The organism is Parafrankia elaeagni (assembly GCF_000374165.1).
GTDB classification, from domain to species: Bacteria; Actinomycetota; Actinomycetes; order Frankiales; family Frankiaceae; genus Parafrankia; species Parafrankia elaeagni.
On the sequence record NZ_KB893715.1, the window covers coordinates 24,682 to 38,750 of the forward strand.

Annotated in this window: 12 protein-coding genes; 3 read left to right on the forward strand and 9 right to left on the reverse strand. The window is 68.8% G+C overall.

The window, feature by feature from the left end:
* Positions 1-95: 95 nt before the first annotated feature.
* Positions 96-857, forward strand: coding sequence for an SDR family NAD(P)-dependent oxidoreductase (locus B207_RS0109615; RefSeq protein WP_018636313.1), 762 nt, complete (start codon positions 96-98; stop codon positions 855-857).
* 107 nt (positions 858-964) lie between these two features.
* Here B207_RS0109615 and B207_RS0109620 read toward each other — a convergent pair whose 3' ends face one another.
* The 9 genes from B207_RS0109620 to B207_RS0109665 all read right to left on the reverse strand — a co-directional run bounded on the left by B207_RS0109620 (position 965) and on the right by B207_RS0109665 (position 11,664).
* Entirely contained in the window at positions 965-1,540 is a 576-nt protein-coding gene (locus B207_RS0109620) for a 3-phenylpropionate/cinnamic acid dioxygenase subunit beta (protein WP_063820901.1), read from the reverse strand.
* Positions 1,541-1,625: 85 nt separating this feature from the next.
* Positions 1,626-3,023 carry an aromatic ring-hydroxylating oxygenase subunit alpha gene (locus tag B207_RS0109625; RefSeq protein ID WP_018636315.1) on the reverse strand — a complete coding sequence of 466 codons (1,398 nt, stop codon included), beginning with the start codon at positions 3,021-3,023 and terminating at the stop codon, positions 1,626-1,628.
* 256 nt (positions 3,024-3,279) lie between these two features.
* Entirely contained in the window at positions 3,280-4,125 is an 846-nt protein-coding gene (locus B207_RS0109630) for a fumarylacetoacetate hydrolase family protein (protein WP_018636316.1), read from the reverse strand.
* A 755-nt stretch (positions 4,126-4,880) separates the two neighbouring features.
* Positions 4,881-5,666: an enoyl-CoA hydratase/isomerase family protein gene (locus B207_RS0109640; protein ID WP_018636318.1), complete on the reverse strand. Its 786-nt coding sequence runs from the start codon at positions 5,664-5,666 to the stop codon at positions 4,881-4,883.
* Positions 5,667-5,770: 104 nt separating this feature from the next.
* Positions 5,771-7,282: an IS1634 family transposase gene (locus tag B207_RS0109645; protein ID WP_035740422.1), complete on the reverse strand. Its 1,512-nt coding sequence runs from the start codon at positions 7,280-7,282 to the stop codon at positions 5,771-5,773.
* A 380-nt stretch (positions 7,283-7,662) separates the two neighbouring features.
* Complete coding sequence (locus B207_RS36780) at positions 7,663-8,301, reverse strand: TetR/AcrR family transcriptional regulator (protein WP_195905269.1); 639 nt, start codon at positions 8,299-8,301, stop codon at positions 7,663-7,665.
* 145 nt (positions 8,302-8,446) lie between these two features.
* Positions 8,447-9,361 (reverse strand): VOC family protein, encoded by a 915-nt coding sequence (locus B207_RS0109655; RefSeq protein ID WP_018636321.1) that lies wholly within the window; start codon positions 9,359-9,361, stop codon positions 8,447-8,449.
* Positions 9,362-9,602: 241 nt separating this feature from the next.
* Complete coding sequence (locus B207_RS33250) at positions 9,603-10,733, reverse strand: DMT family transporter (RefSeq protein WP_018636322.1); 1,131 nt, start codon at positions 10,731-10,733, stop codon at positions 9,603-9,605.
* The gene (locus B207_RS0109665; RefSeq protein WP_018636323.1) at positions 10,720-11,664 is read right to left on the reverse strand and encodes a quinone oxidoreductase family protein; all 945 of its coding nucleotides are present in this window, start codon (positions 11,662-11,664) and stop codon (positions 10,720-10,722) included. Before B207_RS0109665 ends, B207_RS33250 begins: the two co-directional genes overlap by 14 nt.
* A gap of 224 nt (positions 11,665-11,888) precedes the next feature.
* Here B207_RS0109665 and B207_RS0109670 point away from each other — a divergent pair, with 224 nt between their 5' ends.
* Both B207_RS0109670 and B207_RS0109675 read left to right on the forward strand, forming a co-directional pair.
* Positions 11,889-13,052: an acyl-CoA dehydrogenase family protein gene (locus B207_RS0109670; protein WP_026310883.1), complete on the forward strand. Its 1,164-nt coding sequence runs from the start codon at positions 11,889-11,891 to the stop codon at positions 13,050-13,052.
* Positions 13,053-13,107: 55 nt separating this feature from the next.
* Positions 13,108-14,055: a VOC family protein gene (locus B207_RS0109675; protein WP_154675248.1), complete on the forward strand. Its 948-nt coding sequence runs from the start codon at positions 13,108-13,110 to the stop codon at positions 14,053-14,055.
* The last annotated feature ends 14 nt before the right edge of the window (positions 14,056-14,069 follow it).

Genomic DNA, 14,069 nt, shown 5'->3' on the forward strand with positions numbered 1-14,069 from the left:
CTCCTGGGAGCTGTCCCGGGTCAGCCCCGCCGGGCGCGGCATTCCACGCGTGCCGCCGGTCTTGGAACGGGCGGCCAACAAGAGAGGTTGCACGCATGGTCGGAAGACTTGCCGGCAAGGTGGCCCTGATCACGGGGACGGGCGGCGGGCAGGGGCGCGCTGCGGCCCTGCGCTTCACCGCCGAGGGCGCTGTTGTGGTCGGCTGCGATGTCAACGTGGCGGGCAGTGAGGAGACCGTCGAACTGGTCACGAAGGCCGGCGGCACGATGGTCGCCATGGCCCCCGTGGACCTGGGCGATCCCGAGGCCGCGAGGACCTGGATCGACGAGGCGGCCGGAGTCCACGGCCGGGTCGACGTGCTCTACAACAACGCCTCGGCGGCCCGGTTCGGGAGCATCGCCGAGCAGAGCGTCGAGGACTGGCAGTTCACCGTACGCAACGAGCTCGACCTCGTCTTCTACGCGACCAAGTTCGCGTGGCCGTACCTGGTGCGGTCCGGCGGGGTGGTGCTCAACACCGCCTCCGTCGCCGGCCTGGTCGGTAACCGGACCCACCCGATCGGGGCGCATGCCGCGACGAAGGCCGCGGTCATCGCACTGACGAGGCAGACGGCCGCGGAAGGTGCCCCGCACGGCATACGCGCGGTGGCGATCAGCCCGGGGACGATCGAGACTCCGGGGACGGCGGAGCTGTACGCGGATCCGGCGATGCGCGACGCGCTGTTCGGCAGCAGCCTGATCACTCGGGCGGGGAGGCCGGACGAGGTCGTGAACCTGGCGGTCTTCCTGGCTTCCGACGAGGCGTCCTTCATCACCGGGAGCAACGTCGTCGTCGATGGCGGGCTGACGACGCTCTGAGCCGGGCCGCGGCGGGGTCGGGCCAGCGCGGCGTGTGAGCCCGGCCCCACCGCAGCCTGATCGCCACAGCTCATCCCGGTTGCCGCGGGGCGGCCGGGGATGGCCTGCTACAGGAAGATGGCCAGGTTTGGCGTACTCAGGATGCTCTCGTCGAGAAGGATCACACGGCGGGCGACGCGCCAGCCGTCGGGCGTGCGGCGCACCACGTCCCGGCGCTCGGCCGGGATCAGCACGAACCCGGGTACCGAACCCCTGTTGCGGGTCACCAGAAGGTTGCTGACCACCGTCACCTCCTCCGCCTTGTCCGTCCTGGTGACCAGGATGTTGGTGACGAAGCGCCGAGTCCGCGACGGCGGGTCCTCGGCCCACGGGCTGGTGGTGTGGGTCAGCCGGGTCACCCGAGCCGACAGCGAGCCGAAGTCCTCCTCGAAGTGGCCTACGACGCTGTCCACTCCGTCGCCCTCCTGGCGGGTCACGGTGACCCGCAGCGGCGCCCGGTAGACGAGATCGGGGGCGAGGACTCCCAGCCACTCGGTCAGGCGGTTGGTGTCGAGCAGTCGTGCCTCCTCGTAGAGGAACTGCACCACCTCGTTGTAGAGCGGGTCGCCGACGGGGATCGAGGCTCCGGTCATCGTCGCTGTTCCGGTCGAAGACGCGGGCGTGGCCGCGGTGTCGACGCTCATCCGCCGTTCCTCCTCATCGTCCTGATGCACCTCTCGTCTCGGTGCCTGCGGCACCTGAACGTCCTCCTCACAGCCGAGGAAGGTGTCACCAGGGCCTGCCCAGCAGGAAGTCCCGATACCGAAGCCACCACAGCCACTGGTTGTCGTCCTTGGTGAAGCCGTCGAAGACCTGGCCGCCGCCAGGCCAGTCCTGTGGCCTGTTCTCGCCGAGCAGGGCGTGGTACTTGATCGTCTGACGGCGTCCCATTCCGCCAAGTCCGGCCCGGCTCATCGCCGGCCACGCCTCGGCGTCATCCTGCTCGATGGTTCCGCTGGTGCCCAGCGTACGAACGGACACCTTCAGAGCGTCGTTCTTCAACTGCTGCGGTGCATCCTTCTCGACCAGCAGATAGTTGATGAACTCGAGTTTGTCGACCCCGCAGGGCTGGTACGTGTGGATACTCGTGGCCGCGCTGAGTCGCGTCTGCCCATCGGGTCCGACGAACGGCTGGTAGATGAACGCCACCAGCATGTTCGGAAACATGCCGCCGACCTGGGGAGGACATTCTGCGAGCAGGCGGATCTGCGTTTCGGACAGCTGGTTCGGCAGGTCCTCGACCATCTCCGGGGTGAGGCCGGCCGGGGGCAGCATGCGCAGGCGGCTCATGGAGTCCATACCCTCGGCCGATGTCCCCATCAGCAGCGAGAAGACGGTCTCCAGAGGGATGCAGCGCAGCCCGTGGCCCTCCGCGCTCACGTCGACCCCGTACATGGCCGGGGCGAGTTCGGCGACCTGGTCGCCGGTCATCGTGGCGCCGCCGCCGATCACTCCGAGCTCGAGCAAAGACCGATGCAGCGACAGGGTGTGGTAACCATCCCCGGCGGACTGCTCGCCGGCCGCCTTCCAGTTGGCGTCGACGATGTAGCGCTGCGGCGGCCCGAGCACCTCCATCCCGCCAGCCGTGCGGTTGAACAGAAGATCGTAGTACCACTTGATGTCGCCGAGCCAGATGTCGAGGCTTGGCGCGTCGTGGTCCCACGTGGCGAAGACGAAGCCGCCGTAGACCTCCACCCGGGCCCGCACCAGCCCGAGCTCGGAGGTCGGGCGGACGTCGCCGTGCATCTGCTCCTTGCGTACCGGCGCACCGCGGAAAGCGCCCTGGTTGTCGTAGATCCAGCCGTGGTAGACGCAGCGGAACTGTCGGGTGCTCCCCTTCTCCGTGCGGCACACCTCCATGCCCCGGTGCGCGCAGACATTGAGAAGGACGTTGATCGTGTCGGTACGGCCGCGCGTGATGATGACCGGGTCCGCTCCAAGCTTGCGCGTGACGAAGTCACCCCGGTTGGGGATCTCGCTCTCGTGGCAGACGATGAGCCAGGCCCTGTTCCACAGCCGATCAAGCTCGAGCGAGTAGATCTCCGGGTCGCTCAGTAACCGCAGCGAGACCTCGCGCTTCTCGACATCGATGAGATCCTCGATCGCGGTCCCATCGGACAGCGTCATTCGTAACGGGCCACTTTCCGTCAACGCGGACATGATCACCTTTCCGGAGCCCCGTGTGGGTGTCTGAGACGAAAGACACCACATCGACGGGTTGAAAGTACGACATGTACACGATCGGTTCAACTTGTCTACGTCGAGGCCGTGATTCCGCCGGTGGCCATCCCGGAAACGGCCGTCGGCGCCGTCCGCCCGGGACGGGCCGGCGACAATTCGGACACGGACGGGCCCGACGGCGCGATCTCCTCCCTCGCCACCCTCACAGCTGCGGAGCGGCACCCACGATGTTGCGTAGTGTGCCGACTCCTTCGATGGTCGTCTCGACCACGTCGCCGGGCTGTAGGTAGCGGCCGCTGGCATGGGCGATGCCGGCCGGAGTGCCGGTGAAGATCAGGTCGCCGCTGCCCAGCGAGGTACGGGCATCGACGAACGCGAGCAGCTCGTCGATGTTCCAGACCATGGAGCCCGTGCGGTCCTTCTGCCGAACCTCGTCATTGACCCGCAGGGTCAGGTCGAGGTCGGGGTTGTCGCCCAGCTCGTCGCGGGTGACGATCCACGGCCCGATCGCGCTGGTGTCGTCCAGCGCCTTCGACGAGAACATGTCCATGCCGGTCACCGAACCGCCGAACTGCAGGTCGCGGGCGGAGACGTCGTTGCCCGCGGCGTATCCCAGCACATCGGTGCTGGTGGGCGTGTGCCCCCGGCTCTCGGCGGTACCGACGATGACGACCAGCTCGATCTCGTAGTCCAACTGGGTGGTGAGAGCGGGGTAGCGGATCTCGTCGGTGGGGCCGATGATCGAGCGGAACGGCTTCAGGAACGCGGCGGGCCGGGCCGGCATGTGCAGACCCAGTTCCTCGACGTGGCTGCGGTAGTTGGCGCCGGCGGCGACGATCGTGCGGCCGCGCTCCACCGGGGGCCGCAGCCGCACGCCTGCGAGCGGGCGGGGGTCTCCCGCGAACGTCAGTGCGGCTGCGCTGCCGGCCACGGTGACGGCTGGCGCCCAGGACTCGAAGGTACCGGCGATGGGCTGGACAGTGCCCGCGGCGGGATCGGCGACCCCCCAGTAGACCTTGCCGCCTTCGTCGCACAAAGCGATCTTCATGGTTCCTCCGCGATCGTGGTCAGATCACCGCCGCGCCGAGGGACTCGGCGAGCTTGGCGAGGTCGGTTGAGGGATCGACGAGCAGATCGATCTAGCGACGGCTGGGCAGCGCCGCGGAGCGAAGCTGCAACCGTGCCGCGGACACCTCGCCCCGCAGGAGTCCTTCGACGGCGGCACCCGTGACCGGGAGAAGGAAGCTCGCGGCCCGTCACTGACAAAGGAGGACGCGACCGTTGAAGCCCTCCGCCCCCAACGCGAACGCGGTAGTGGCGGAGGCGACCCTGGCACCGGGGACCCTGGCATCGGCGAGGGCAAGGCTCCGACAGCTTGCCTGGCGAAATCGCTGGGGGGACCAGTCACCGTCTTCCTCCAGTGTGCCGCAGGTCAGGACGGCCGTGTCAGCCCTCGCGGTCAGCGCACTCTCCACCGGCCGAGCTGTACGATACGGATGTGACAAAGTTTGTGCAAATAGGCTAGCATTTCTGATATTCGGTCGCCTGTGGACGTGATGTTCGACACTTCGGCTACTCGGGTCAGGGCAGTGGGCCCCTCGCGAACGCCACGCACGGGGGTGTCGAGGCCTGTCCGGAGCTTGCGATCAGCGTGCGTAGGCCGTCGCGGAGAGACGAGCCCGGCCAGGCCGGCCCCCTCTGGGCCGTGAGATCCGCCGGCCCGTGAGCAGTGCCCGCCGCGCCCCGCCTCCAGCGTCGAAACCGGGAGCCGCTGCCGTCGGTCCTGGATCGAGCCGCGGCGGGTCAGGCCCCGATGAAGCGGGCCGGCCGCTTCTGCTTGAACGCCTCCTGGGCCTCGGTGAAGTCCGCGGTGGACTGGACGATCGCCATGTGCGACGAGATCAGGTCCAGGCTGGCGCGCAGATCCATCCGTTCGGACTGGTAAACGGTCCGCTTGATGATCCCGGCCGCCACCGGGGAGACAGCGGCGAGCCGGGCGGCGAACGCGTAGGTCGCGTCCAGGAGTTCGGCGTCGTCGTAGGCGCGGTTGACCATCCCGATCCGCTCCGCCTCGGTACCGTCGATCGTGTCGCCGCTGAGGAGCAGCTCCAGCGCCTTCGCCGGACCGACCAGCCGGGGCAGGAAGTAGCACCCGCCGTCCCCGGGAACCAGGCCGACCTTGATATATCCCTCCGACAGCCGCGCCGAGCGGGCGGCGAACCGGATGTCGCACATGAGAGCCATGTCGAGGCCTGCGCCCACGGCCACCCCGTTCAGCGCGGCGATCAGCGGCTTGTCCAGATCGGCGACCGCGCGGGCGACCTGGTGCACGCCTTCGGTCAACATCCGTTTGCGGGCCAGCGGCGTCGGTTCGATGCTGGCCAGTACCGAGAGGTCGATCCCGGAACAGAACGCGTCGCCGGCGCCGCGCACCACGACGGCGCGCACTGCGTCGTCCGCCGCGGCGGCCCGCAACGCCTCGGCCCAGAGATCGATCATCTCGAGGGTGAAGGCGTTCTTGCGGTGGGGCCGGTTGAGCAGGATGGTCGCGATCGCGTCGTCGACGGTGTACTGCAGGTCCTCGGCCATCAAGCCTCCGAAGTCGGTGGTAGTGGGAGCCTCCATCCTACTTATGTAACAAAGATTGTTCACTATGTGTCATTGGCGGTCCGTGTGACCTGACTTGGCTCACGTTAGTGCGGTCCTCCGCGGGCCTGGACGATGTTGTCGATGGCCTCGCGGAGGTCGTCGGGTAGTGGGTCGGCGGCGGTGATGGTGTGCTCGCCGGCCTGGATCTGGATGGTGCGGTAGCGGCGGGTGGTGCGGACGAACCGGCGGATCGACCAGCCGGTGGCCTGCTCGACGAGGCGGGAGACCGCGAGGGCGGCGAAGACGATCGTCAGGTGGGCCTCGATCGATTCGCGTTTGCGGTGGTAGATGGGCCGGGCGGCGAGATCGCTCTTCGACATCCGGAACGATTTCTCGATGGTGTAGAGCCGGTGGTAGGAGTCGAGGACGAACTCCGGGGTCGGGTCGGGCAGGTTGGTGATGTAGCCCTTGAGGCCGGCCAGCGCCCGTGCCTTGGTCTCCAGCGTGCGGTTGACGGACTTGTCCGCGCCGGTGAGGCGGACGAACCGGTTGCGTTTGATCGGGGTTTTCCCAGCGACGGCCTTCTCGGCCTTGGCGACCTGTTCGTCGATGCCGCGCAGGGTGCGCCGGGCCCGGCCGGCGGAGTACTGGTAGTAGATGACCTGGTCACGGCGTTGGTCGGTGGGGCTGGCGGGCCAGGGCTGGGTGAAGACCTGCCCGTCGGGGAGGTCTTCACCGGGATGGTCACGCCGCCACGCGGCGACGACGTAGGGCACCTCGGGGATCTTCATGCCGAGGATGAACGACAGGCCTTCGGCCTCGATGGCCTTGCGGTTCGCCTCGGAGATCATGCCGGCGTCGGCGACGACGGTGACGTCGGGTAGTTGGTGGGCGGTCTTGAACGCCCGGATCACGGGGAGCATGGTGTGGGTCTCGGCCTTGTTTCCCTCGAACGCGTCGACCATGAGCGGGAAGCCTGCGGCGTCGGTGAGCAGCCCGATCGTGATCTGTGGTTCCAGGCGGCGTTCCTTGGAGAAACCCGGCTCACGGAACCCGTCGCCCTCGTCGGTCTCGAAGTAGAGCGTGGAGACGTCGTAAAGCACCAGAGAAGCTGGTCCCAGCGCCGCGTGCGCCGCGGCCCGCCGTGACAGCGACTGCCGCCAGGCGTCGGTGCCGTAGACCGGCAACCGCCGCTTGACCGTGGCGTACGAGGCCGGCTCGATCCCGGTCTCCTCCAGGACCCGCAGGCTGTCCTGCTTGGACGTCGGTTCGATGATCCGCGCCAGCACCAACTGGCGGAACACCTCGTCGCCCTCGGACGCCTCACCGAATCCCAGCAGGTCATAGGCACGGCCGAGCGCGTCCCACAGCGCGGCGGACCGCGTCGAGGTGATCGGTAGCGGCCCACCCGCCGCCGGCGCGTCCAGACCCAGGTCAAGCTCACCCTGACCGCGGGCGAGGCGCTGCCGCGCGACCGCCTTCAACGCCTCCAACGCCGCGTCGTCGTGCGCCGAACCGATGTGCTCCAGCTCCAACGAGCCCCCACGCGACGAGTACACGATCTGCACCGCCCGCGCCCCGGACTTCGTCTTCACCGTCCGCACATACGGAGACACCCAGCCAGCGTAGAGCCCGCCGGTTAGTGCGGACTTTTCACCTTCCCGTGCGACAACACCCCAGGTCACAGACCCGCGATCTTGTTGGAACGATCAACGTGAGCCAAGTCAGGTACTGCAGGTCCTCGGCCATCAAGCCTCCGAAGTCGGTGGTAGTGGGAGCCTCCATCCTACTTATGTAACAAAGATTGTTCACTATGTGTCATTGGCGGTCCGTGTGACGCGGGCGACCTCGGCGGCGGTCGGGCGCTGCGTTCGCCTTCCGGGTGGCGCCCTCTGGTGGTGGTGCCGTCGACGTCGAAGCCGCGGATCTGTCCGCTGGACGGTCAGATGGCGCGGATCGAGAACTTCCTGGAACCGGAGGTCAGGGTGAACCGGGGTCAGGGCACGGGTCGGGTCCGCCGCGTCGCGTACCCGTCGAGCAGCGCCTGGTCGAGTAGCGCTCCGTCGAACAGGCCGGCGGCGACGAGTCGTACCCGCGCACGCACCTCGTCCTGTTCCTCCGGTGCGACGTCCGCGAGCAGGAAGATGAAATCCTCCAGGGCCACCCAGCCGAGCTGGAGGGCGGCGGAGACGGCGACGGCCGTCTTCGCATCGAGATCCGGTGCAGGTAGCCCCCGCCGCGCGGCCAGGACTCCGAGAGCATGGCGCGGCACGGAGACACCTTCGTCGATCTCGACCCGGGCCGCTTCGATGTCGCCCTCGATCAGTAGCCGGATGACTGCCCGCCAGTAGCGGACGTCGGATGCCAGGGCGAGCGCGGGGGGGACGTCATGGAGGCCCGCCTGTTCCATCGAGCGTCGGTAGTGGTCCGCGGCGAGCTCCCGCATCGCGGCGCGGACCAGGGCGTCCTTGGAACCGAAATAGTGGTGGACCTGGCCGTGGTTCACGCCGGCCCGCCGTGCGACATCACGGACGCTCATCGCGCGGGCCCCGACCTCGGCCAGAAGATCTCCTGCGGCGTTCAGAAGCGCGGCCTCGACCGGTTGACGACCACGACCCACCGGTGACCCTGTCATCCTGCCGATTCTAGAGCGCATGCGGGACGGCGGTGAGGCGCTGTCCCGCTGAGGCCGCCGACGCTCCGTTCATTGTGCGGTCGCGGCGCACCTCACCGCTGCTGCGTGTTGTTCCGGCCTTCCGCGTGCGCGGCTCCGATCGCCGTCAGCCGCCGACGGGCCGGACGGACTTCGGCAGCTCGGGAGAGATGGCCTTGTGGCCCCATACGCTGAGCTCCTCCGGGTTGAGCTCGCTGAAGACGGGGGTGCCGCCGTCCTCGAGGCCGCCGCTGAGGTACTCGATGCCGAAGCCGCTGGGAGTCTTCAGGTAGACCGAGTAGACCGGGTCCTGGTTGTGGCGTCCCAGGGAGAAGTGGATCCCGTGACCCCGTTCCAGCGCGAGGTCCTGAGCGATGCCCACGTCGTCGAGGTCCTTGACCGCGATGCCGATGTGGTGAATACCGTGGTGACCCGGAATAACGGCGTAGGCGACGTTGTGGCTGGTGGGGTTGAGGCTGGCGGCCCAGAAGCCGATCTGGCCGCGCTTGCCGTTGTGGCCGTGACCGAACAGCCGGAACCCCATCACCTCGGACAGGAAGTGGTCGAGCTCGACGGGGTACTCGGGCATGGTCAGGACGAGGTGGCCGACGCCGGTGAGGCCGGCGAGGAACCCGCTGTGCGGACGGCCGGGCAGGAAGGAGTGCAACTGGTACTTGAGACCATAGAAGATCTCGTTCTGGTAGCCTGCCGGATCCTTGAACCTGGCGACCTCCATGACCCCACGCTTCTCGGCGAGCTCCTCGCCGCCGAGCTCGACGTCGACACCGGCCTTCTCGAGAGTGGCCAGCGCCTCGTCGTAGGCGCGTCGACCGGTCAGCTCCCAGCCGAAGTACGAGATCTTGTCGGTCTCGCCCGGGTGCACGGCGATGCGGTAGCGGCGGTCGTCCATCCGCAGGTAAATCGTCTCGTCGTCCGGGCGGGGGTCGGCCAGGCCGAGCCCGAGGACCTCCGGACCGAATGTCGCCCACTCCTTGAACGTGGGCGACTCCACGCCGACGTAGCCAATTCCGAGAATATCCATTTCTCTGGTCCTCCCGCGGGTTCCAGTAGCTGAGCGGCCCCTGCCCTGGGGCACTCGCCCTCCGTCCGGAGGGAACAAGCCGACGCAACATAGTCACTTAGGGCATTATTTGTCTAATCCGTGTAGCGATGGCCTCGGGTCAAGGCGGCGGATCGATCCGGTCCCACCCCCAGCCCTCGCCCTCGCCCTCGACCTCGACCTCGACCTCCGGTGCCACTGTGACTAATTATGTTACATCTGTTCATCTAGTCAGGGGAATTCCGCGTCCGCCGGACTGCTCGGGGACCTGCCCGGACCCGGCGGTGTCCGTAGCCGAATGATCTTGGCCGCCCTCGGCGTCCACGTTCTGTTCCGGTGCCGGGGGGCGCTGTCCCCGCGGGCGGAGACTGGCGACCGCCGTGCCGACCAGGGCCACGATCGCGCCGAGAACGGTGCTGACAGTGAGGTGGCGGCCGGACACCGGCATGACCAGGTCCAGCGCCGCGGCACCGATGAGCTGGCCGGCGATCGTCGCCATGGAGACGCCGAGCGCACCCAGTCTCGCGACCACGGTGGTCGCCGCGCACACGTAGATCGCTGCGATCACCCCGCCGGTGTACAACCAGACGTCCGTCGGCCAGGCGAGTGCCGGGTGGGTGACCGCCAGAATGACGAGGGCGGCCACCAGACCCACGTAGAAGGAGGCCAGGGAGGCCACCAACGGCGTGCCGACGGCCATGCTCAGCCGGCCGTTGACCGGCTGCTGGAGCCCGGCGACGAATCCCCCGGCGACCAGGAGTGCGAGGATCGGCAGGTTACCACCGTTCCCCAGGCCGTCGGAGGTCGCCAGCAGGACCGCCCCGATGGCCAGCGCGGCCCCGCCGACCCGCGTCCTGGTAACGGGGTGCCGCCCTGATGGTCCGAAGCCGATCCTGTCCGCGGTCAGCCCCCCGGCCACCAGGCCGGCCGCGGCGCACACGCTGACCAGGGAGACCCCGACACGCGGGGCACCCGCGGCATTGGCAGTCGCGGCCGACACGCCGGCGAGGCCACCGGTCCAGTACCACCAGCGGGTGCCGGTGGATCGCAGCCGGCGCAGCGCGGCGCGGGGGCGGAGGGCGAGGACTACACCGGTAGTCAGCCCCGCGGCGACGGCGAACGAGACTGTGGTCGCAGCCAGCGCCGAGTGCATCCGTACCCCGAGCTCGCCGTTCAGACGGGCCTGGACCGAGACAAGACTGCCGGCCAGCGTCACCAGGACGAGCAGGGGAACGGTCGACCCCGCGCCTGGGGACCACCGGCGCGGGGCGTGGGCGGTCCGGGCGTCCCGCCGGACCCGCGGCGGGCGCGTCGATTGATCCGGCCGGTTCGCGGCCGGTTCACGAACGGACATCTAGTATGATCTTCCCGATCGCGGCACGCCCGCGTAGCAGGGTCAAGGCCGTCTCGATCTCGGTCAGCGGGACGACGTGGCCGACCGGAACCCGAATGTGCCCGTCCGCGATGGCCGTCAGGACGGCAGTGATCCCTTCCGCGGCACGTGCGGGGGCCGCGCGCATCCCGGCGTAGCCGAGCAGACGCAGCGCGTTGCGGTAGAAGGTCCGGGCGGAGAAGGCCGTCTGCGGGCCGGCCGACACTCCGTAACTCACGATGCGTCCGGACACCGCGGTCAGCTCGACTGCCGCCGCGAGGAAGTCGCCGCCGAGCGGGTCGAGGACCACCGTCGGACGGAGGTCCGCAACCGTCGCGACCAGGCCTGCGGCGTCACTCACCAGGACACCGTCGGCTCCCAGCTCGGCGGCGGCATCCCGCTTCGCCTCGCTTCCGACCTGCGCGTACACGGCAGCGCCGGTCAGCTTCGCGAACTGCACCGCGATGCTCCCGACGCCTCCGGCGGCGCCCAGGACCAGGACCCGGTCGCTGGAATCGACCTGGGCGACGGTCTGGACGATGCGCAACGCGGTGACTCCGGCGACCGGGACACCGGCCGCCGCGGCGAGATCAACTCCCTCCGGTACGGGGTAGACGCACGCGCGGGGTACGACGACGGCCTCCGCCCACGTTCCGTCCCGGAGCATGCCCAGCCCGGCACCCTGCACCACGACCGGATGGCCGTCGAGGTACCCACTGCCCTCGATGCCGAGAGTCCGTGGGAGTCGCCTGGTGTCGCCCACCTGCCCGGCCGCGGCGTAGGTGTCGAGCGGATTCACCGCCGCATAGGAGAGCGAGACCAGGACCTCGCTGTCGCCGGGCTCGGGAAGCGTGACCTCGTCGACCCGCGGCGGTGCGCCGGGGGCGAACACCCGGACCGATCGTGCGATCACTGTCGCTCGCTCCCTTCCGATCGGCGACGCCTGGTGTCAAGGAGGCTGCGCCGTCCCTGGCGCGAGAGTCGCGGCAGACCTTCACCATATACATGGTGAACATGATCTGTTCTAGAGGTTGAAGGGCTGGTCTCCTGGGCTCGGGCCCAGGAGGTCGGTGCCCGAAGTGCGGCATGCGCCGCCGACGGTGGCGCAGACCTAGTCAGCTGACTAGACTCCCTGGAATGGGTCGTGACATAGCCACTCTGGTGGGGGAGATCGACGCGGTGCGGGCGGAACTGGGGGCGACCGCTCAGCAGGCCGAGGATGAGCGCACGGCGCCCGGCGCCCTGGTCGAGCTGATGCGGGGGCTGCGGGTGCCGATGGTCAAGGCGCCCGAGTCGGTGGGTGGCGATGAGCTGTGTCCTCCGGATCAGGTGCGGTACTTCTCGGCGTTGGCGTACGCGAACCCGACCGCCGGCTGGATCGGGTTCGTCCACGCCGGGGCGACCGGGATGATCGGAGCGGGTCTGCCGGAGGCTGGTGTCGAGGAGGTGTTCCGATCAGGCGTGCCCTTCTGTGCCGGGGTGGCGGCCGCGTCGGGAACCTGCCGGTGGGTCGGGGGTGGATGGCTGCTCGACGGGCACTGGCGGTTCGCCAGTGGGGTGCGCCATGCGGAGTTCGTGATGTTGGGGGCCCGGGCGGCGGAGGTGGAGCCCGATGGCGTGCCGGGTTTCCGGCGGCTGGTGGTGCCGATCTCCGCGGTGACGCTGAAGGACGACTGGCACGTCATGAGCCAGAAGGGGACGGGCAGCGTCGACGTCCTCGTCTCGGACGTCTTCGTGCCGGACCATATGACGCTGCGGCAGGGCACGGACATGCCGCGCGGGGGTCCGCTGCACAGCGGGCTTCCCGGCATTGTCTATGTGGCGGGCGAGAACTTCGGCTTCACCCATGGGGTGGCCACTCGTTTCCTTGACGAGCTGGCCGAGCTCGCGGTGAACACGTCTCGGGGGTCGGAAGGGACGTTGGCTGACCGTGGGGCGTTCCGGTACGAGTTCGGGAGGGCGGTTCTGCGGGTCGAGGCGGCTCGGACGTTGGTGGTCTCGGCCCTGACGGAGGCGTGGCGGACCTGTCTGGAGGATGGTGCGGTGAGCCCCCGTCAGGCCACGTTCGTCGCCGGCGCGCTGGCCGCGGGTACCGCTGATGCGGTGGAGGCGGTCACCCACCTCTTTCCGTTCGCGGGCGGGAGCGCGTTGCGGGAGTCCAGCGTGCTGCAACGGTGTCTGCGCGACGCGCAGGGCTCGCAGCAGCACATCCTGGCCTCCAGCATCTCCTACGAGAAGGTCGCAGCCGCCTTTCTGGAGAAGGTGGCGTCCTCACAGCGGCGTCCTCACAGCGGCGTCTAGTCGTCTGACTAAGTCCGGGCTAGGGTCGAGGTGGTCCCAGGATGAAGGGCGGTACGTGGTGGCGCTGAACGGGGTGCTTGACGTCGAGCTGACAGTGCCGGACCCGGAGGAGCTGGCGTCCTTCTGGCTTCGGCGTGGGCTGGCCCGTGGCGGTGAGGGGGTTCTCGGTACCGAGACGCGCCCGGTGCAGCTTCGGCTGGCCGACGGTCCCTACCGCCATCTGAGCGACCTGCACCTCGGCTGTGACGAGGAGGCCGACCTCGTCGGCGTCCGCGACCGGCTGGTGGCCATGGGGGTCGAGACCCGGCTGGGTGACGGCGTGCTGCGGTGTGTCGATCCGATCTTCGGCCATGCTGTGACGATCGAGGTCGGCAAGCCCGAGCCGGTCCGGTCGGAGAACACGCGGCCGGGTAACCGCCCGGGGGAGACCGGTCGGTGGGACGCCGCCCCGGACGCGGTCATGGAGGAACGCCCGCGGGTGCCCCGGCGACTGGCCCACGTGGTGCTCTCCACTCCGGATGTCCCGGCTTCGGAGCGGTTTTACGTCGACGGGATCGGGTTCAAGGTGACCGAGCGGGCGCCCGGTGGGGCCGGCGTGTTCACACGCTGTTCGCCGGAGCACCACAATCTGCTTCTGCTACGCACGCGGGCTGTCCCGCACATCAATCACTACGCCCTGGAGATGGATGACGTGGACGCGATCGGCAAGGCGGCCCAGGCGACCCTGGACGAGCGGCCTGAGAGTCATGTCGTCGGCCTCGGGCGCCATGTCGCGGGCGGCAACCTGTTCTGGTACCTTCTCGACCCCGCGGGGACGATGTTCGAGTTCTTCAGTGACATGGACCAGATCCGCGACGAAGACCGTTGGGCCGCGGAACTTGCCAGGCGGCCCGCGCCGTCCGCCTCGCCCGTCAAGACGTGGGGTCCTGAGCCGCCGAGGATTTTCTGGGTTCCCGCGGATCTGGCGGAGATCGCGGCCGGCCGTGAGGCGGAGGGACTCTGATGGGTCAGGGAAAC